This is a genomic window from Dickeya lacustris, from assembly GCF_029635795.1.
GTDB lineage: Bacteria > Pseudomonadota > Gammaproteobacteria > Enterobacterales > Enterobacteriaceae > Dickeya > Dickeya lacustris.
The window spans coordinates 3,415,527-3,434,738 of the sequence record NZ_CP114280.1; the positions used below are offsets into that span (position 1 = coordinate 3,415,527).

The following is a 19,212-nucleotide window of genomic DNA, read 5'->3' on the forward strand; positions in this document are numbered from 1 at the left end:
TTGCCCATTTTATGATGGGTGGTATGAATTTTTTAAAAAAATTATATGAGGCGTTTGGTGGGCTGTATTGCCCTATTGATGACGTTAAACATAATAGAGGTATTACAAGGAGTCGTTGGAGATGAATAAGGAACAGCAAGCCGTTGTAAATGTTATTGCGCGTGAGCAGATTCGTGCAATTACGCATGTTGATATTGATGGCGAAAAACATTTATTGGGTCAGCATCGTGATTTTCGTCGCAATGAAAACCTGGCGCATTTTATACCGGAAAGTGGTCGGCTATCATTTGCCTGGGTACGCTTAAGAGACGGTGAAACACTGGATGTTCACCAGCACCCGACAAAGTCCATGATTATTGTGACCAGTGGTTCAGTTCAATTAACCGGTGACAGCCCTCGTCAGTTATATGAAGGGGATATTGTTTGCGTTGAGCCGTTCCAAAATCATGGCTTTACCACCCGAGAAGGGCAAACGTTTCATGGGTTGTCGATTCAATTTGAAGGTAAAGGATTATATGAAGATGAAACGCAGGCTCGCGTAACATTCAGTGATGCGTTAAATCATTTACATCAGGTTAATGAAACCCTATTGGGTCGTCATCAGCAAAATGCGCTGTTTCGGTTATTTTCATCTGGCCGGTTACAGAAAGATGCGCAATTGCGTCAACGTTTTGTTTCCGCGCTCTATGTGTGGTCATGCTATTTCCAGAAAATGGTGCTCGCGCGTCAGGCGCTGTGTGTAACCCCTGCGTTGCAGGAGGAGTATCAGCGTCATTTCATGGAAGAGGTGGGGCATGATGAGTTATTGCGGGTGCGCTATCAGATTAATGACAGTGTCTACGATCCGATTTTGGACGCCGCAGGTAACTGGTTTGTCTCCCAGATGTATCAGCAAGATGAGGCGGGCAAACTGGTGATTGTGCATCTGGTGGTTGAGTCGAGCGGCCATGTGTTTGGTCTGGCGACGTCTGAAATCTTCCATAAACCGGAAGTCGAGGGGGACTATTTTGATGTCCATGCCGAGGCTGACGACGATCATCGTGCTATCGGTCAGCGCTATTTGCAGAGTTTGCCAGCGGAAAAAATACAGGCGCTGCTGCCGTTGTGCCGCCAGGCGTGGGACATGATGGACTTGGTGCACGAGCGCATCGCCGCCTGGACGCTGCAAGGTGCTTCATCATGACATCCTATGGTCAGCCTCCGCAGGGCTCATTGCATCCGTTGACACTGCTGTGCCAACAGATCGCCGATTTTTTTCAGGCGCGCGGCTACACGCCGATGGAAGGGCCGGAAATTGAAGCCGAATGGTTCAATTTTGATGTACTTAATATGGCGGATGACCATTTTGCCCGCGCCCCGGACAATACCTTTTATCTCACGCCGCGATTGCAGCGGCAGGTTGATGCCGCGCCACAGCCCGAACAATCCAAACAGCCCGATTTACGATCGGGCCTGGTATTGCGCGCTCATACTTCACCGGTACAAGCCCGCACGTTGCTGACACAAGCGCCGCCGTTATACCGTTTTCATATTGGGCGAACCTATCGCCCTGATGCGCTGGATGCCACGCACAGCCCGGTTTTTAATCAATTGGAAGGGCTGGCGGTAGACCGCAATCTGACGATGGATGACCTGAAGCGCCTGCTGGATGAACTGGCGCATTCGCTGTTTGGGCCGGGCGTGGTGACGCGATTACGCCCTTACGAGTTCGCTTACGCACAGCCTGCGGCAGAAATCGATATTCAGTGTCACCGGTGCTATGGGCAATCCACAACGTGCCCGACTTGTCAGGGCGAGGGGTGGATTGAATGGGGTGGCTGCGGCATGGTGCATCACAATGTGCTGGCGAACTGCGGCATCGACCCGCAAGCGCTGCGCGCATTTTCATTCGGTATCGGTGTCGAGCGCACGCTGATGCTGCGAGAAGGGCTGCAAGACTTACAGCCGATTGTTAATGGCGACGTGGCTTATGCCCACACAGCGGCGCTGGATTTAACCCGCACCGAGGTGGCGCAGCGCTTTGCAACCGGGCGCGACAGCCTGACGGACTGGACGATGGCGACGCAGGGCTGGGTGCAGGTCTCGACCTTTCCTTTCATCACCGAGCAGGAGCTGGCGCTGCTGCAACCTGACGCAGCGCAGAGCGATACGCCGGATTATTGGCAACTCAGTAACCCAATTGCCGGTCTTGCCCCTGTGCTGAGGCCTTTGCTGTTACCGGGGTTATTGCGCCTCTGGCAGCAGCAACGCGCGGCATTACCGGCGTACAGCCACGGTATTTTTGAACGCGCGCGGGTGTTTTTGCCGGGCCGGTTGTCCGTTGCTCCGACGATAGCGGCGGGTCGTGCGCCATCTGACCCGCAGTTGTCACAACTGTATGCGGCCATTCCCCGGCAGCCATTTCATTTGGCGGCGCTAAGTGAGGACGGCGAGCGGTTGCTGGCAGCGGTACAGGCAGTGTTGCTTGCCCGAGGCGTTACCGTTCACCGCCAGCGCGATGGGGGCGTTCCCTGGGCGTCATCAGGAGTAACCACGCTGGTGACTGACAGCGGTACGGTAGTTGGTCATGTTGGACAGCTTGCCCCTCATATATTAGCTGCCTGGCAGCTCTCCACGCCGCTGGCAGCGTGTGAAATAACAATGGATATCACTCTTCAGGAGGAATAGGAATGACACCGGATCAGATAGCTAAAACCTACCTTGAATCACTCGAAAAGAGTGACCTTCGCGCGATTCTCGACTTGTATACGCCTGATGGCGTTGTGTTTTCGCCACTGTATGGCCCAAGAAAGGCACAGGATTTTTATACCGCATTATTTAAAGATACCGGGCGGGCCAAAATTAATCTCAAAGGTGTCACGAAGGGGTCTCAGGTTGATGGTCGGCCATTGATAACCATTTGGTTTAAATTTAAATGGACGCTGCCGTCGGGCGAGCCTGCCCATTTTGAGTGTGTGGATGTGCTGGAAATGAATAGCGCAGGCTTGATAGAAAAACTGCACATTATTTATGACACGGTGACGGCGCGACCAGCTTATGAAGCCGAGTTCGGCGCAGGCAGCTCCTGGCGAGCGACATTTGAAGAGGAGTAATGGTTTACTGCGCGATGGGATGGGTAAGCTATCGTTATATGTAAACCAGCGTTGTCTGTAAACCAGCGCTGTATGTAAACAACAACACCGCCAATGGCGGTGTTGTTGTGCATGCGCCTCTGCGCGTTTTGCGCAGTTGCCGTGAGGTTACGGCAAAGGCGGCATGGCCTGTTTTACTCGCAACGCCTTATTTATTCTTGGCGCGCTCGAAAGAAGACAGGATTTCAGCTTTTGCAGCGGCGGCATCAGCCCAGCCATCCACTTTTACCCACTTGCCTTTTTCCAGATCTTTGTAGTGCTCGAAGAAATGACTAATCTGGGCGCGCAGCAGCTCCGGCAGGTCGTTCACGTCTTTGATATGGTCGTACTCTTTGCTCAGTTTGGTGTGCGGCACCGCAACAACTTTCGCATCTTCGCCAGATTCGTCAGTCATTTTCAGTACGCCAACCGGACGGCAGCGAATCACTGAGCCCGGCTGCAACGGATACGGAGTCGGTACCAGCACATCAACCGGATCGCCATCCAGTGACAGGGTGTTATTGATATAGCCGTAGTTGCATGGATAGAACATCGCGGTAGACATGAAACGGTCTACAAACAGTGCGCCGGTTTCTTTATCCACTTCATATTTGATGGGATCAGAATTAGCCGGGATTTCGATCACTACATAAACGTCTTCCGGGAGATCTTTGCCCGCCGGTACGGTATTCAAACTCATGTCGGTTTCCTTCTTCTTCAAACCAGAATGGAGTGGCGGTCATTATAGCCAACTAAGGGCGAAAGTCGTGAGTTTTTAGGGGGGCTGCGCGTATCGGCAGGTGTCAGGATAAAAAATAAACATCTTGATAATTAGTAATATGTAAATAATTAATCAAGCTAAAGAAATGCCGCTTGCATTCCGATAATCTCTCATCCTGAATCGTTTCATCTTGCAAAAGCCGATGATGAAGAAAGGGCTTCAGCCTGATGAATGAAACAGAACATTGTTTTTATTTTTTATGATGTTATATCACAAAGGGAGCGTACGGATGCTAAAGCGTATGACGGTCAAGCAAGGGTTGTTGGCCCTGCTTGTCATGATGCTGGTGCTGCTGGCAGTGGTGGTAGGAATAGGGACGAGTGCGATTAGTCAGGGAAATCGCTCATTACAGTCGATAGACAAAATTCAGGGCAAGGAACTGAGTGCGCTGTCGGCAAGTTATACCGCGACGCTACGCGCCAGAATGGCAGCGGCACAGGCGGTGCGCCTGTACGAGGTCGGCCTGGTGGATAAAGCGCGTGAGAGTACCGGGCGAGCTGCGCAATATACCGAGATCTCTCGCCGTGAAATGGCGCGATTTTTCGCCTATGGCACGGTCACGAAACGCGGTGAGGAATTGGCGGAGCATATCAAGTCGGCCTACGACGCCTATGACAGCAAAGGCGTTCAGCCTCTGTTAACGGCGTTGCGAAATGAGAATCTCGATGATTACTACACGCTGATGCAAGACAGCTTGCCCGCGTTGACGATTGGCGTTGATGCGGCGATTAACGATTTCCGCGATTTTGCTCTGCAAGTGGGCGAAACCTTGTTGCAGCAAGCCGATACCCTGGCATCCAGCCGGTTATGGAGCATGGGCGGTGCATTGGCGATTGCGCTGCTGTTATCGGCATTAGCCTGGTGGGCTATCCGCCAATGGGTCTTGCAACCATTGGATGGCGCAGTGCAACAGCTTGAAATTATTGCACAAGGTGACTTGTCTAGCCAGATAGAAGAGGGGCGTCACAATGAAATTGGCCGTCTGCTGCGGGCAATGAAACAGATGCAGGGCTCGCTGTCCGTTGCCGTAGGGCGAGTGCGCGATGCCGGTGGGCAAATCGATGTGGGCGCCCGTGAACTGGCGTCCGGTAATAGTCATCTTGCCCAGCGTACGGAGGAGTCAGCCGCTTCTTTGGAGCAAACGGCATCGAGCATGGAGCAGTTAGCATCGACCGTGAAGCTCAATGCGGATAATGCCGACCAAGCCTATCTACTGGCGCAACAGGTATCGGATATTGCGGCTAAAGGCAGTGAAGCCTCAGAGCAGATGCTTGAGAAAATGCAGATGATCTCGGCCACCGCAGCACGGGTTGCAGACATTCTGACCATGATTGACGGCATCGCCTTTCAAACCAATATTCTGGCGCTTAATGCGGCGGTTGAGGCCGCGCGCGCTGGCGAACAGGGGCGCGGTTTTGCCGTGGTTGCCGGGGAAGTGCGTAACCTTGCCCAGCGTAGTGCGCAGTCCGCCAAAGAGATCAAGGCGTTAATGCAAGACTCGCAAACCCAGGTCAATGAAGGGGCAGGCATTGCCCGCGTCGCAGGGGAAACCATGAATGATGTCTCCTCCGCCGTGGTTCGGGTTACGGCACTGATGCGGGAAATATCGGGAGCCACCCGCGAGCAAAGTAATGGTATTGAACAGGTCAATCAGGCCGTGTCGCAGATGGATGCCGTGGCCCAGCAAAATGCCTCGCTGGTAGAACAATCGGCGGCGGCAACCCGATCGCTTGAGGAGCAGGCTCAGGAACTGGCAGTCAGTATGGCGCAATTCCGGCTGTCGTCCCAGACAGACAACGTTGTTCAGGCATTATTAAAGTAAGGGTGAGTGCGGCGGCGTCATAACGGCCGCCGCCAGCCGCTTCTGGTTATGAGGCTAGCGTTGTGATACCAGCGTTAAGGATTATCCTGATGCGAGGCGTCGTCTGAAGCGCGAGAGCGACGTAGTTTCTTCCAGATTTTACTTTCCTGACCGCGCCAGAGCCGCTGAATATTATCGTGGTGGCGCATCAGAATCAGGCAAGAGAGCATGGCGACGGGAAAGGTAAACTGAGGTTTAAACCACCAGACATAGAACGGTGCAATCAGCGCGCTGATGATTGCGCCAAGCGACGAGTAGCCGCTAAGTAGTACGCTTAACAACCAGGTGCCTGTCATCAGCCCGGTTAAGTCCCAGCCAATAGGGGCGATGGCGCCAAATGCCGTAGCGACGCCCTTGCCGCCACGGAACTGGAAAAACACGGGATAAATATGCCCAAGACAAGCGGCAATGGCGGTTAAACCGAGATAGAGTGGTGAACTGCCCAGCGTATAGGCTCCCCACACCGGCAGCATGCCTTTTAGCACGTCAAAAATAAGCACCGCTGCCGCTGCGATTTTGCCGCCAACGCGCAATACATTGGTCGCGCCGGGATTGCCGGAACCGTGAGTGCGGGGGTCTGGCAAGCCAGCCAGACGGCAGATCAGAATCGCACTGGAGATTGAGCCACACAGATACGCGACGATAATCATTCCGGGCGCGATAACACTCATAAACGGCTTCCGTCCAATAAGGGTCGTTTTAGTTCAGCATCTGTGGATAATACGCACTTTCTGCCGGAAGTGGTATCCGGCGGCAGTAAAAACAGGGGATGGCGTGATGGATATCGTGTTTATTGAAGAACTGAGTGTCATTACCACTATCGGGGTTTATGACTGGGAACAGACCATCCAGCAAAAACTGGTGTTCGATATCGAAATGGCGTGGGATAACCAGGCGGCAGCGGCCAGCGATGACGTTGCCCATTGCCTCAGTTATGCCGATGTCTGTGACGCGGTTATCGCTCTGGTGGAAGACGGGCGTTTTGCATTGGTAGAGCGCGTAGCGCAAGAGGTGGCGTCGATGCTGATGCAACGCTTTGCCATCGCCTGGTTGCGGATAAAAGTCAGTAAACCTGGGGCAGTGGCTCAGGCGCGTAACGTTGGCGTGATACTAGAGCGCGGCGTGCGCCCGACGGCCTAAGCCGGCAGCGTATGCAATGTTACATTATTTATGGTGCAGGCAACGCCGGACTTTCTTAAGGTAATCAACGATAACCGCTTTACCGCCGTGCCGGACTTGTCGTGTCAGACGGCAGTTTCGGACGGTAATTTCAGACGGTAATTTCAAACGATAGTGTCAGACTGCAATGTCGGCAACAATCGGTGTGGTACAGCGCCGGGAGCCGGTATGAAAGGCGACGGGCGAATATGATGTTGCGGCTTGCCATCGGCAGGGCCGCTTTTTTATGTGGCAGGAAGGGAGTTTACGGGTGATGGCGGATCTGCATTCATTGTGGGTGGCGTTGATATTGGGTGTTGTAGAAGGGCTGACGGAGTTTCTGCCGGTGTCCTCTACCGGACATATGATTATTGTGGCGCACTGGCTGGGGTTTGAGGGCGATACGGCAAAAACGTTCGAGGTGATTATTCAGCTAGGCTCGATTTTGGCTGTTGTGGTGGTGTTCTGGCGCCGTATGTTTGGCCTTATCGGGCTGCATTTTGGCCGGCCGCCGCAGCGTAATCTGTTTAGTCGAGGCCGTTTGACGCTATTGCACATCGTGTTGGCGATGCTGCCGGCGGTGGTGCTGGGGCTGGTGTTGCATGATGCCATCAAATCGCTGTTTAACCCGCTGACGGTAAGCTATGCGTTGATAGCCGGCGGGGTATTGCTGTTGCTGGCTGAATGGCTGAAACCTAAACGGCCAAAAGCGCGTGAGCTTGATGACATCAGCTATACACAGGCATTTCTTATCGGCTGTTTCCAGTGTCTGGCGCTGTGGCCGGGGTTTTCCCGCGCCGGGGCGACAATCTCCGGGGGAATGCTGCTTGGGGTCGATCGTTACGCTGCTTCAGAGTTCTCTTTCATTCTGGCGGTGCCTATCATGCTGGGTGCCAGCATACTGGATCTCTACAAAAGCTGGCATTTCCTGTCGCTGTCGGATGTGCCGATGTTTGCCACCGGCTTTATTACTGCGTTCGTGGTGGCCATGATAGCGATTAAAACCTTCCTTCAGGTTATCAAGCGCGTCTCGTTTGTGCCGTTTGCGATTTATCGCTTTATTATCGCCGCGTTGGTCTGGGGCGTGCTGGCATAATCGACGCAGGCAGCGGTTCCGGCAGCAATGTCAGTCATGGCAACGTTCGTCATGACAACATGGCTGCCTGGCCTGCGGTATAACACGCTATGCACTTTTATGCCGTTATGCCGTTATGCCGTTATGCCGTTGGCGCATGCTGCTGGCGGGCCCGCCACTCTTCCAGTCTCTGTAGCCGACGGCGCTGCAATTCTTCTTTGATAGCACTGTGCTGAAAGCCTGCGGCCACGACATCGGCACTGCTGACCTGGCTTGCTATGGCGAAAGCATCGCGCAGATACTCGCCTTGCGGGTAGGGCTGCTGTTCAAGACCGGCCCGCCCGCGTGCATCGGCTTCGCTTGCGGTAATCAACTGTTCAAGGCGCTGGGGCTTGCGCCAGACATCGATGGCGTCAAACAGCTTGAGCAGCGTATGGGCGCTGAGTATCTGTACGGTGTGGATCAGGTCATGGTATTCGGCCACCAGACAAGCCAGATCGCGCAACGTGTTAGGCACGCGCAGGCGCTGGCAGAGTGCCTGTACCAACGGCACGCCATTCGCGCCGTGGCCGTGGTGGCGCGGCCAGAGTTCAGGTGGGGTCAGGCCTTTGCCGAGATCGTGACAGAGCGTGGCAAACCGGACTTCGACTGCGTCGCTCAATCTGGCGGCCATGGCAAGGCTCATCATGACATGGATGCCGGTATCAATTTCCGGGTGCCATTGGGCCGGTGCCGGTACGCCATACAATCGGTCAATTTCGGGAAATAACACGGCCAGCGCGCCGCAATCACGCAACACCTGAAAATAGACCTGCGGGTTTTCGCTGCCAAGCGCCTTTTCCGTTTCTTTCCACACCCGTTCGGGCGTCAGGAAATTCAGCTCTCCGGCTTGCGTCATCGCTTGCATTAAGTAAAGCGTCTCTTCGGCAATCTGGAAACCGAGATGGGCATAGCGAGCGGCAAAGCGTGCCACCCGTAACACCCGCAGCGGATCTTCGCTAAACGCAGCGCTGACATGGCGCAGAAGGCGGTTTTGTAAATCGCGCTGGCCGTCATACGGGTCGAATAACTGGCCATGCTCGTCCTGAGCGATGGCGTTAACCGTCAGGTCGCGCCGCTGTAAATCTTCCTCCAGCGTAATGTCAGGCGTTGCCTGACAATGAAAGCCGGTATAACCGTTGCCAGATTTGCGCTCAGTCCGCGCCAGTGCGTACTCTTCTTTTGTGTCAGGATGCAAGAACACCGGAAAATCCCGCCCGACCTGCTGAAAACCGTGTTGCAGCAGTATTTCCGGGGTAGCGCCAACCACAACCCAATCACGTTCTGTGACTGGCCTGCCAAGCAGGTTGTCACGCACGGCACCGCCTACAAGGTAAATCTTCAAACCCGGCTCCTGTCTCGCTAACGAATCTGGTTGCTATTTCGGTTGTTACTTTGCCTGTTACTTTGCTTGTTACTTCGGTTGCTATTGTTGACGAGAATACCTGTTATCACAATCAGTTGCCGATAAAAATGGCTGTTTATCGGCGCAGAGTCCGTCATGTCGCCGTTGCAGGCAGGGAAAGCCGTAGCGGACGTTAGCCCATCCAGCGCTCGTTTTTCCTGCGCCGTGGCATGAAGTAGGGTAATGCCAGCCCAAGAAACAAACCGCCACCGGCGACACCGCCACCATACATAAACCACTGCATAATGAGTGTGCGCTGCTTCTCGTCGAGCTGTAAGTTAGCGGCATCCAATTGCTTCTGCGCCGTCGTCAGTTGGTTTTTTAGCGTCTGATTTTCCTGTTGCAATGCGGTCAGGCTGGTATCCGCGCTGGCGACTTTCTCCCGCAGCGCCGCCGTGCGCTGGCTCCACTGCTGGTCGAGGCTATTTAGTTTCTCCGTCAGCGTGCTGACCTGATTTTCCAGCTCCGGCACACGGGTTTTCAGGCTGGGCGTTTGGCTTAACTGGTTTTGCGAAAGCCAGCCGGTTTTGCCTTTTTCATCACGAACTTGTGCATATCCCGCTGCCGTATTAACGCTTAACACCGTGACGGAATCACCCGCGTTGAGTGTGCCGACGATACGGTATTGTTCGCCAGGGCCGCTGTGGGTGTAAGTAACCTGTTCATCGGAGATGTAGCGGGTCTGTTGGGCGTGCAGAGGAAAGGCGGAGGTCAGCCCCAGCAATGCACCCAGTAAAACGGATATTTTATTCATCATATTCAATCGATTACATTTATTGGCGTTCGGTTGTTTGCGTCCCCAGTCTGACGAGGCCACCTGGAAACCTGAATGAGAACAGTCTTACTCTGGTCAAGGTTCCGTGTTGCAATCAGGCGTTGTGAGAACGCTCGCAAGGCCGTAAGTCACCGTAGCGGAAAAGTGGCACGCGAGGGAAAAATGTTATTTACTGGCGGCATTTCCATTTTTGTCGTATTCGGTAGCGCAAGAGCATGAGTGAAGAGATTGAGTTGAAATTTATTGTTCACCCTAACGCGGTGGATGAGGTCAGAGAGCGCCTGAAGGCGTGGCGTAATGAGGCCGGGCACAGTAATGCACTGCACTCCCGTCAACTGGCTAATATTTATTATGAAACGCCAGACGGCTACCTGCGTCAGCACGAGATTGGGCTGCGTGTGCGCGGTGAAAACGGCCGCTATGAAATGACGGTAAAAACAGCCGGAAGAGTGGTCGGCGGGCTGCACCAGCACCCCGAATATAATGTCGCGCTCTCCAGCGCACAGCTAGACATTCGCCAACTGCCGGGCGAAATCTGGCCTGAAGGCTGTGATATCGACGCGCTGGCGCAGGCGTTGCACCCCCTGTTTAGCACCGATTTTCAGCGTGAGGCCTGGGTGGTTTCCTGGCACCAAAGCCTGATTGAGGTTGCGTTTGATCGCGGAGAGATACGCGCCGGTGACGGTGTTGAGCCGCTATGCGAACTGGAGCTGGAGTTAAAAAATGGCCGCATCGAGGATCTGCTGGCGTTTGCCCGTGAACTGGCGGATATCGGCGGTTTGCGCCAGGGCAGCCTGAGCAAAGCGGCGCGGGGCTATCATCTGGCGAAAGGGAATCTGCCACGCCAGTGTCGCGAGCTTGGTTTTCTGCCGGTTGAACCGAAAATGACGCTGGATCAAGGTATTGCCGCTGCCCTTGAGTATGCGCTGGGGCACTGGCAATACCATGAGGAACTGTGGGCGCGCGGCGATGGTGAGGCGCGGGTGCAGTTACTGGAGGCCAGTGCCATGATGCGTGAGCTGCTGCTACTGGTTGGCGGTGTGGTTCCGCGTAAGGTGACGTCGGAATTCCGTGCAGCGCTGGGGCACCTGGAAGAGCGTATCGAGCGGACGCAGCAAGCCGATGAGCTGTGCTATGAGGCTGAATTCCTGCAAGGGAAGCTGATTTTGACGTCATGGCTTGTCGGTCACGGCTGGCGCAGTTATCTGGATAACCGTGAGCTGATGCGCTTGCAGAGTGCCTGGAAACGCTTTGCCGATATCATGATGAGCCGCTGTCAGGCTGAGTTACGCGCCGTGTTTAGTCACGCGCTGGATGCGCTGCATTATCTTCAGCAGTTGCCGCGTTTACAGCGCGGTATTTATGCCTTTTTGCTGTTAGGCGGCGCTTACCCTGAGCAGGAAGCCCGCGATTATCTGCAACCCTGGCGTCAATTAATGCAGCAAATAGAGTCCTTGTCTGCCGGGCAATCAGTGCCGCAGGTACTAGAGCAATACCGGAAGCAAGCAGCGGCGCTGTCGCCGTTTTGGTTGCACAGCGGCCAGTAAAGAAATGGGCTAATCAATACCCCTGCCGCTTGCTCGCGTTGACGCGCAAGCGGATGGATTGCCGATGGCGAGCTGCTGAAAACCTCATAAAGCGCCGCGCGCGCTATGCGCTGACATGTCGATGAGAACGCATGTTGCTGCCGCAGGCGCGCGAAAAGGTTAAGGGCTCATGTCTGGTGGATGCTCGCCTGTAACGTGAAGCATTGCCGTCGGTTCACGCAATTGTTACTAAGACTGCCAGGCGGCAGCGTTGCAAGGATATCGCCATGACGAGTCACCCGTTTCCTCTCTCCGAATCTCTTCTTAGCCAATATCAGCGTGAGGCGGCTCGCCTGCCGACGGCGGATACCGCTGCGTTTGTCGCACCGATAGCGGTCTCGGCATGCAGTGAGTTTGTCAGTGATGCCTTCGTGCGCCACCCTGACTGGTATCAGGAGTTATGCCAGCATCCACCACAGGCCGATGAATGGCAGCAATACGGCGGCTGGCTGGCGCAGGCGTTGTCGGATGTGCATGACGAGCCCTCGTTGATGCAGGCCTTAAGGGTGTTTCGCCGCCGCCTGCTGGTAAGAATCGCCTGCGGGCAATGGCTACGCCTGAGCACCACCGAGCAGACGTTGCAGCAACTCAGTACATTGGCAGAATCACTGATTGTGGCTGCGCGTCAGTGGCTTTACGACCAGTGTTGCCGTGAATGGGGTACGCCGTGTAATGCAGCAGGAGAGCCGCAGCCGCTGCTGATTTTGGGGATGGGCAAACTGGGTGGCGGGGAGCTGAATTTTTCCTCCGATATCGATTTGATTTTTGCCTACCCGGAAAATGGGCACACCCATGGCGGGCGGCGCGAGCTGGATAATGCCCAGTTTTTTACCCGACTTGGCCAGCGGCTGATTAAGGTGCTGGATCAACCGACGGTGGATGGCTTTGTGTATCGGGTGGATATGCGCCTGCGGCCCTTTGGCGATAGCGGCCCGCTGGTGATGAGCTTTGCCGCGCTGGAAGATTATTATCAGGAGCAAGGGCGTGACTGGGAGCGCTACGCCATGGTCAAAGCCCGACTGATGGGCGGTGATGATGACCATTACAGTCAGGAGCTGATTCGCATGCTGCGGCCATTCGTCTTTCGCCGTTATATCGATTTCAGCGTTATTCAATCGCTGCGCAACATGAAAAGCATGATAGCCCGCGAAGTGCGGCGTCGCGACCTGCGTAATAACATCAAACTGGGGGCTGGCGGGATCCGTGAGGTGGAGTTTATTACTCAGGTGTTCCAGTTGATTCGCGGTGGCCGCGAGCCTTTGTTGCAGGGGCGATCGCTGCTGCCGACGCTGAATCAGGTCGGCGCGTTGGGGTTACTCTCGGCCACTCAGGTTGAAGCGCTACACGAGGCATACCTATTTTTACGGCGGCTGGAAAACCTGCTGCAATCCATTGCCGATGAACAGACGCAAACCCTGCCCGATGATGCGCTTAATCAGGCGAGGCTTGCCTGGGGTATGCACTGTGATAACTGGCCGCAGCTAAGTGAGCGCTTACATTGCCATATGCAGGCTGTGAGGGATGTTTTCCATGAGCTCATCGGTGACGATGCCCCCGATGGCGGTGAAACGCCTGAGCACGGCCATTACAGCAGTTTGTGGCAGGATGGACTGGAAGAGGCGGATTTAAGCACGCTGGCTCCGCAATTAGCCGCAGACGTAGGCGAACGTTTGCTGACGCGCGTGGCCGATTTTCGTGCCGATTTGTCGCGACGCACTATCGGCCCCCGTGGGCGCGATGTGCTCGATCAACTGATGCCGACGTTACTGGCGCAGGCTTGCACCCATGCAAATGCCGATGTCATTGTTGCCCGCTTAACGCCGTTACTTTTGGGCATTGTCACCCGCACGACCTATCTGGAACTGTTGCTGGAATCCCGTTCGGCACTGACGCAATTAATCCGTTTATGTGCCGTCTCGCCGATGATTGCCAGTCAATTGGCGCGTTATCCGCTCCTGCTTGATGAACTGCTTGACCCGGCGACGCTGTATCAACCGACTGCGCTGGAGGCATACCGTGATGAATTGCGCCAGTACCTGATGCGGGTGCCGGAGGAGGATGAAGAGCAGCAACTTGAAGCGCTACGTCAGTTCAAACAGGCCCAGCACTTGCGTATTGCGGCAGCCGACATAGTTGGTGCGCTGCCGGTGATGAAAGTGAGCGATCACTTAACTTATCTGGCTGAGGCGATTATCGCGGCGGTGGTGCAGCAGGCATGGCACCAAATGGTGGTGCGCTATGGTCAACCCGCCCATCTCCATGCCGGTGCAGGACGCGGATTTGCCGTCGTCGGGTATGGCAAGCTGGGCGGTTGGGAGCTTGGGTATAGCTCGGATCTGGATTTGGTCTTTCTGATTGACTGCCCTGATAACGTGATGACCGATGGCGAGCGCAGTATTGATGGCCGGCAGTTTTATCTGCGCCTCGCCCAGCGTGTCATGCACCTGTTTAGCACCCGTACCTCGTCCGGCATTTTGTACGACGTTGATGCTCGGTTACGTCCGTCCGGTGCGGCCGGGATGCTTGTCAGCACCGTGGCGGCGTTTGAAGATTACCAGTGTCACGAAGCCTGGACATGGGAGCATCAGGCGCTGGTGCGCGCCCGCGTCGTGTATGGCGAGCCTGCGATTCAGCAGCAGTTTGAGCAGATCCGGGCGCGTATTTTGTGCCGCGAGCGCCAGGGGGAGGCGTTACGTACCGAAGTGCGTGAAATGCGCGAAAAAATGCGCCAGCACCATGCCGGTAAAGATCACGCTTTGTTTGATATTAAGGCCGATGCTGGCGGTATCACCGACATTGAATTTATTACGCAATACCTGGTGTTACGCCATGCGGCGCAGCAACCGGCGCTGACGCGCTGGTCAGACAATGTGCGCATTTTCGAACTGCTGGCCCGTTATGGCGTGATGGATGAAGAGGAAGCGCAGGCGCTGCGTCTGGCTTACATTACCCTGCGTGATGAGATTCACCATCTGGCGCTACAGGAGTTGCCGGGCCGGGTCAGTCTGGAAACGTTTGTTGCCGAACGCCGACAGGTGCAGCAAAGCTGGCAGAAATGGCTTGGCCTGGATAGCCGTGGTGGTGAAGTGTAGTGACGGCGAGTGTGATACCATGCGCACGTTAAAATGAACCTGTTTTCTGGAGCCAGGGAATGAAAGTAACACTACCTGATTTTCGCCACGCCGGTGTATTGGTCGTGGGAGACGTGATGCTAGACCGCTATTGGTACGGCCCAACCAGCCGCATTTCACCGGAAGCGCCGGTGCCGGTGGTCAAGGTGGATACCATCGAAGAGCGGCCTGGCGGCGCGGCCAACGTCGCCATGAACATCGCGGCACTGGGCGCAGGTTCCCGTTTGGTGGGACTGACCGGCGTTGATGACGCCGCTCGTGCGCTCGGCGCTAAATTGGACGAAGTTAACGTAAAGTGTGATTTTGTCTCGGTGCCGACCCATCCCACTATCACCAAATTGCGGGTGCTGTCGCGCAATCAGCAACTGATTCGCCTGGATTTCGAAGAGGGGTTTGACAATGTAGACCCTCAGCCGATGATTGAGCGTATCCAGCACGCGCTGCCGACAACCGGCGCGCTGGTTCTGTCTGATTATGCGAAAGGCGCGCTGGCGCACGTTCAGGTGATGATAAAAACCGCGCGTGATTGCGGTGTTCCGGTGCTTATTGACCCGAAAGGCACAGATTTCGCCCGCTATCGCGGCGCTACGCTGCTGACGCCGAACCTGTCCGAGTTTGAGGCAGTGGTCGGGCGTTGCAAAGATGAACATGATTTGGTCACGCGGGGGATGTCGCTGCTGGGCGAACTGGATTTGTCGGCGTTGTTAGTGACCCGTTCAGAGCAGGGCATGACGCTGTTGCAACCCGGTAAAGCGCCGTTGCATCTGCCGACACAGGCTCAGGAAGTGTATGACGTTACCGGTGCAGGGGATACGGTGATCGGGGTGCTGGCGGCGGCGCTGGCGGCTGGAAAATCACTCGAGGAAGCTTGCTTTTTGGCTAACGCGGCAGCAGGTGTCGTGGTCGGTAAACTCGGCACCTCAACCGTCACCCCCGTCGAGCTGGAAAATGCGATTCGTGGTCGTGCAGATACCGGTTTTGGCGTCATGAGCGAGGCGCAACTGAAACAAGCCGTCGCATTAGCGCGTCAACGCGGCGAAAAAGTGGTGATGACCAACGGTTGTTTCGATATTTTGCATGCCGGGCATGTTTCGTATCTGGCGAATGCGCGTCGCCTTGGCGACCGGCTGATTGTCGCGGTGAACAGCGATGATTCGACCCGCAGGCTGAAAGGGCCAAGTCGCCCGGTTAACCCGCTGACGCAGCGCATGATAGTCCTCGGTGCGCTGGAGGCGGTCGATTGGGTCGTCGCGTTTGAAGAAGATACGCCTCAGCGCCTTATCAGCGAAGTGCTGCCGGATATTCTGGTCAAAGGCGGAGACTACAAACCCGATGAAATTGCTGGCAGCAAAGACGTGTGGGCCAATGGCGGTGAAGTGAAGGTGCTGAACTTTGAGGATGGCTGTTCGACAACCCATATCATCAACACCATCAAGGCCAGAGACTGACGGGCACGCTTATGCTGGAAAAAGAGTCGAAAACGGCCAACGATATCGCGGCTGTTACCGTACTGGTTGAGGGGCTGCGTGCCCAACTGCGCTATCACGAACGTAAATACCATGTTGATGATGCGCCAGAGATCCCTGATGCAGAATACGACAAGCTGATGAATGCGCTGAAAGCGTTGGAGCAGGCACACCCGGAGTTAATCACGCCGGATTCGCCGACACAACGCGTTGGCGCTACGCCGCTTGAGGCTTTCGAGCCGGTATTGCATGACGTTCCGATGCTATCGCTTGATAACGCCTTTGATGAGGCCAGCTTTTTGGCCTTTGATAAGCGTCTTCATGACCGGCTCAAAAGTGATGAGGCCTTGGCGTTTTGTTGTGAACTGAAGCTTGATGGATTAGCGGTGAGCCTGCTGTATGAAGAGGGGCTGTTGGTGCGAGCCGCCACTCGTGGCGATGGCACCACCGGCGAAAACATTACGGCGAATATTCGCACTATCGGCGCTATTCCGCTGCGTTTGTTCGGCGATAACATCCCCGCGCGGCTTGAAGTGCGCGGCGAAGTGTTTATGACGCACCAAGGGTTTGAGTCGCTCAATGACGACGCGCGTCGTACCGGCGGCAAGGTGTTTGCCAATCCGCGTAATGCGGCGGCAGGCTCGCTGCGACAGCTTGACCCACGTATTACGGCTAAACGTCCTCTTACGTTTCTGTGCTACGGCATCGGTGTCGTCGAGGGCGGTGCGTTGCCCGAAACGCACTGGCAGCGCCTGATGCAATTGCGAGAGTGGGGTTTACCGGTCAGTGAACGGATTCGCTTGTGTACCGGCAGTGATGCCGTGCTCGATTTTTACCGTCAGGTCGAACGTGAACGTGAGACGCTAGGGTTTGATATCGACGGTGTGGTGATTAAAGTCAATGCGCTGACGTTACAAGAGCGATTAGGTTTTGTTGCCCGCGCGCCGCGCTGGGCCATTGCGTTCAAGTTTCCGGCGCAAGAGCAATTAACCTGGTTGCGTGATGTCGAGTTTCAGGTAGGGCGTACCGGGGCGATAACCCCAGTGGCCAGGCTTGAACCGGTCGCGGTCGCGGGCGTGGTCGTCAGCAATGCGACCTTGCATAACGCCGATGAGATAGCTCGCTTAGGGATCAAAATCGGCGACCGGGTTGCCGTACGCCGGGCGGGGGATGTGATTCCGCAAATCGTCAGCGTGGTCTTGTCTGAGCGCCCGTCAGATGCACGAGAAATCGACTTTCCCACCCGCTGCCCGGAGTGTGACTCCGAGGTTGAACGGGTTGAAGGTGAGGCGGTGGCCCGGTGTACTGGTGGACTGTTTTGCCGGGCACAGCGCAAAGAAGCGCTGAAGCATTTTGTTTCCCGCCGTGCGCTGGACGTAGAAGGCATGGGAGATAAGATAATCGACCAGTTGGTGGAGAAGGAGTATGTCAAAACGCCTGCCGATCTGTTTCGGCTGACGCCAGGCATCCTCACCGGCTTAGATCGTATGGGGCCGAAGTCGGCACAGAATCTGGTGAATGCCCTGACGAAAGCGAAGTCCACAACCTTTGCCCGCTTTCTCTATGCGTTGGGGATTCGCGATGTGGGTGAGGCAACGGCCGCAGGGCTGGCCTCTCATTTGGGTTCGCTACCGGCGCTGATGAGCGCGGACATTGACGCATTGCAGCAGGTGCCTGATGTCGGCATTGTGGTGGCAACCCATGTGCGTCACTTCCTTGATGAAGTGCATAACCAGCAGGTCATTGAGGAGTTACTCGGCGCGGATATCGGCATTCACTGGCCTGATCCGGTGGTGGTGGATGTCGCCGCTTCTGATAGCCCCTTTGCCGGTAAAACCGTGGTGTTAACCGGTTCACTCAGTGTGCTCTCTCGTGATGAAGCCAAAGACCGTTTGACGGCGTTGGGCGCGAAAGTTAGCGGTAGCGTGTCGAAGAAAACCGATTTGGTGATAGCAGGTGAAGCGGCGGGGTTCAAAACTCGTTAAAGCTCAGGAGCTGGGTATTTCGGTTATTGATGAAGCGGAAATGCTGCGTTTGCTGGGAGAAGCGTAGGATGGCAAGCGGGCACAGTCGCTTGCCCGCCGCCCGCGTATAACATGCGTATAAATGGAGCAGGCGGATGGAAAAAGCGGATCTGCTGCTAATTGCAAATACCCCGATGCCGTTTGGCAAATACAAAGGCCGGATGCTGATAGAGCTGCCTGAAGAGTATCTGCTGTGGTTTGCCCGTAAAGAGGCGTTTCCCGACGGAAAGCTGGGCGCGCTAATGCAGATGACGCTGGCGATTAAAATAGAAGGACTACAGGGGTTGATTCATCCGCTGCGTCGCCCCGCTGGCGACTGACGGGCTATGCAGACATGGCAGGGAACCTCCCTTGCCATGTCTTACCACCCGGTAGTCGGTTATACGAACACATCAACGCCGGATGTGCTATTGCTGGCGTTTCCCTCGATAGCGGGTTTGATGGCTTCGAGTTGCTGGGCCAGGCTGTCGCTCGCTCCTGCGAGCTGGCCGCTTTCACTCTGCGCCTGTTCACGCATCTGTCGTAATTTCAGAATTTGCGCCTGTACCTGCTTTATCTGCATAGCCAACATATTGAGTTGCTGTTGTAATTTTTGCTGTGTTTCTGCATCCGGCGTTTCTTTTATCTGCTCCTGTAATGCGCTGCTTTGCTTAAAGAGGCTTTGTAGCTGTGTATTCAGCATCTTTATCTGTTCATCGATGATTCGAACGGTGCTATTTCCCGATATACCACCACCGGTATTTAAATTGCTACTGACACTACTATTGCTACTAACACGACTAATGCTGCCTGCCATAAATA

Annotated in this window: 15 protein-coding genes and 1 pseudogene; 11 read left to right on the forward strand and 5 right to left on the reverse strand. The window is 55.2% G+C overall.

The genetic code is table 11. From position 1 onward, the window contains the following. The first annotated feature begins 121 nt into the window (after positions 1-121). From O1Q98_RS15435 to O1Q98_RS15445, 3 genes are read left to right on the forward strand one after another with little or no spacing between them, the layout of a single operon-like run. Entirely contained in the window at positions 122-1,183 is a 1,062-nt protein-coding gene (locus O1Q98_RS15435; RefSeq protein WP_125260516.1) for a cupin domain-containing protein, read from the forward strand. Further along, positions 1,180-2,667, forward strand: a complete 1,488-nt coding sequence (locus O1Q98_RS15440; protein WP_125260515.1) for a tRNA ligase subunit PheS family protein — start codon at positions 1,180-1,182, stop codon at positions 2,665-2,667. The genes O1Q98_RS15435 and O1Q98_RS15440 overlap by 4 nt, the downstream gene beginning before the upstream one ends. A gap of 2 nt (positions 2,668-2,669) precedes the next feature. Then, positions 2,670-3,092 carry a nuclear transport factor 2 family protein gene (locus O1Q98_RS15445; RefSeq protein WP_125260514.1) on the forward strand — a complete coding sequence of 141 codons (423 nt, stop codon included), beginning with the start codon at positions 2,670-2,672 and terminating at the stop codon, positions 3,090-3,092. Between the two features lie 187 nt (positions 3,093-3,279). Here O1Q98_RS15445 and ppa read toward each other — a convergent pair whose 3' ends face one another. Beyond that, positions 3,280-3,810: an inorganic diphosphatase gene (ppa, locus tag O1Q98_RS15450; protein ID WP_125260513.1), complete on the reverse strand. Its 531-nt coding sequence runs from the start codon at positions 3,808-3,810 to the stop codon at positions 3,280-3,282. A 310-nt stretch (positions 3,811-4,120) separates the two neighbouring features. Here ppa and O1Q98_RS15455 point away from each other — a divergent pair, with 310 nt between their 5' ends. After that, positions 4,121-5,713, forward strand: coding sequence for a methyl-accepting chemotaxis protein (locus O1Q98_RS15455; protein WP_125260512.1), 1,593 nt, complete (start codon positions 4,121-4,123; stop codon positions 5,711-5,713). A 74-nt stretch (positions 5,714-5,787) separates the two neighbouring features. Here the strand turns inward: O1Q98_RS15455 and plsY are convergent, their stop codons facing one another. Continuing rightward, entirely contained in the window at positions 5,788-6,423 is a 636-nt protein-coding gene (gene plsY, locus O1Q98_RS15460) for a glycerol-3-phosphate 1-O-acyltransferase PlsY (RefSeq protein ID WP_125260511.1), read from the reverse strand. 106 nt (positions 6,424-6,529) lie between these two features. On the opposite strand from plsY, the gene folB reads away from it, so the two are divergent. Next, positions 6,530-6,892 carry a bifunctional dihydroneopterin aldolase/7,8-dihydroneopterin epimerase gene (gene folB, locus O1Q98_RS15465; protein ID WP_125260806.1) on the forward strand — a complete coding sequence of 121 codons (363 nt, stop codon included), beginning with the start codon at positions 6,530-6,532 and terminating at the stop codon, positions 6,890-6,892. Between the two features lie 292 nt (positions 6,893-7,184). Then, the gene (gene bacA / locus O1Q98_RS15470) at positions 7,185-8,006 is read left to right on the forward strand and encodes an undecaprenyl-diphosphate phosphatase (protein ID WP_125260510.1); all 822 of its coding nucleotides are present in this window, start codon (positions 7,185-7,187) and stop codon (positions 8,004-8,006) included. A gap of 121 nt (positions 8,007-8,127) precedes the next feature. Here bacA and O1Q98_RS15475 read toward each other — a convergent pair whose 3' ends face one another. Continuing rightward, entirely contained in the window at positions 8,128-9,369 is a 1,242-nt protein-coding gene (locus O1Q98_RS15475) for a multifunctional CCA addition/repair protein (protein ID WP_125260509.1), read from the reverse strand. 193 nt (positions 9,370-9,562) lie between these two features. Beyond that, the gene (locus O1Q98_RS15480) at positions 9,563-10,183 is read right to left on the reverse strand and encodes a TIGR04211 family SH3 domain-containing protein (protein ID WP_125260805.1); all 621 of its coding nucleotides are present in this window, start codon (positions 10,181-10,183) and stop codon (positions 9,563-9,565) included. Between the two features lie 236 nt (positions 10,184-10,419). On the opposite strand from O1Q98_RS15480, the gene O1Q98_RS15485 reads away from it, so the two are divergent. The 5 genes and pseudogenes from O1Q98_RS15485 to O1Q98_RS15505 all read left to right on the forward strand — a co-directional run bounded on the left by O1Q98_RS15485 (position 10,420) and on the right by O1Q98_RS15505 (position 18,731). Next, complete coding sequence (locus O1Q98_RS15485; RefSeq protein WP_125260508.1) at positions 10,420-11,751, forward strand: CYTH domain-containing protein; 1,332 nt, start codon at positions 10,420-10,422, stop codon at positions 11,749-11,751. A gap of 266 nt (positions 11,752-12,017) precedes the next feature. Next, positions 12,018-14,882 carry a bifunctional [glutamate--ammonia ligase]-adenylyl-L-tyrosine phosphorylase/[glutamate--ammonia-ligase] adenylyltransferase gene (gene glnE, locus O1Q98_RS15490; protein WP_125260507.1) on the forward strand — a complete coding sequence of 955 codons (2,865 nt, stop codon included), beginning with the start codon at positions 12,018-12,020 and terminating at the stop codon, positions 14,880-14,882. Between the two features lie 59 nt (positions 14,883-14,941). Further along, on the forward strand, positions 14,942-16,369 hold the full coding sequence (gene hldE / locus O1Q98_RS15495) for a bifunctional D-glycero-beta-D-manno-heptose-7-phosphate kinase/D-glycero-beta-D-manno-heptose 1-phosphate adenylyltransferase HldE (RefSeq protein ID WP_125260506.1): 1,428 nt from the start codon (positions 14,942-14,944) through the stop codon (positions 16,367-16,369). 11 nt (positions 16,370-16,380) lie between these two features. After that, positions 16,381-18,439, forward strand: a pseudogene (gene ligA, locus O1Q98_RS15500) (NAD-dependent DNA ligase LigA). 67 nt (positions 18,440-18,506) lie between these two features. Then, on the forward strand, positions 18,507-18,731 hold the full coding sequence (locus O1Q98_RS15505; protein WP_125260504.1) for a DUF3820 family protein: 225 nt from the start codon (positions 18,507-18,509) through the stop codon (positions 18,729-18,731). A gap of 59 nt (positions 18,732-18,790) precedes the next feature. Here O1Q98_RS15505 and O1Q98_RS15510 read toward each other — a convergent pair whose 3' ends face one another. Next, positions 18,791-19,207: a hypothetical protein gene (locus O1Q98_RS15510; protein ID WP_125260503.1), complete on the reverse strand. Its 417-nt coding sequence runs from the start codon at positions 19,205-19,207 to the stop codon at positions 18,791-18,793. Between the last annotated feature and the right edge of the window lie 5 nt (positions 19,208-19,212).

Bases quoted from the DNA above. Each gene is read 5' to 3' on its own strand.
- O1Q98_RS15435 (WP_125260516.1), top strand. From the start codon at position 122: ATGAATAAGGAACAGCAAGCCGTTGTAAATGTTATTGCGCGTGAGCAG.
- O1Q98_RS15445 (WP_125260514.1), top strand. From the start codon at position 2,670: ATGACACCGGATCAGATAGCTAAAACCTACCTTGAATCACTCGAAAAG.
- O1Q98_RS15510 (WP_125260503.1), bottom strand. From the start codon at position 19,207: ATGGCAGGCAGCATTAGTCGTGTTAGTAGCAATAGTAGTGTCAGTAGC.
- O1Q98_RS15485 (WP_125260508.1), top strand. From the start codon at position 10,420: ATGAGTGAAGAGATTGAGTTGAAATTTATTGTTCACCCTAACGCGGTG.
- glnE (WP_125260507.1), top strand. From the start codon at position 12,018: ATGACGAGTCACCCGTTTCCTCTCTCCGAATCTCTTCTTAGCCAATAT.
- O1Q98_RS15480 (WP_125260805.1), bottom strand. From the start codon at position 10,183: ATGAATAAAATATCCGTTTTACTGGGTGCATTGCTGGGGCTGACCTCC.
- O1Q98_RS15505 (WP_125260504.1), top strand. From the start codon at position 18,507: ATGGAAAAAGCGGATCTGCTGCTAATTGCAAATACCCCGATGCCGTTT.
- plsY (WP_125260511.1), bottom strand. From the start codon at position 6,423: ATGAGTGTTATCGCGCCCGGAATGATTATCGTCGCGTATCTGTGTGGC.
- folB (WP_125260806.1), top strand. From the start codon at position 6,530: ATGGATATCGTGTTTATTGAAGAACTGAGTGTCATTACCACTATCGGG.
- hldE (WP_125260506.1), top strand. From the start codon at position 14,942: ATGAAAGTAACACTACCTGATTTTCGCCACGCCGGTGTATTGGTCGTG.
- O1Q98_RS15440 (WP_125260515.1), top strand. From the start codon at position 1,180: ATGACATCCTATGGTCAGCCTCCGCAGGGCTCATTGCATCCGTTGACA.
- bacA (WP_125260510.1), top strand. From the start codon at position 7,185: ATGGCGGATCTGCATTCATTGTGGGTGGCGTTGATATTGGGTGTTGTA.
- O1Q98_RS15455 (WP_125260512.1), top strand. From the start codon at position 4,121: ATGCTAAAGCGTATGACGGTCAAGCAAGGGTTGTTGGCCCTGCTTGTC.
- ppa (WP_125260513.1), bottom strand. From the start codon at position 3,810: ATGAGTTTGAATACCGTACCGGCGGGCAAAGATCTCCCGGAAGACGTT.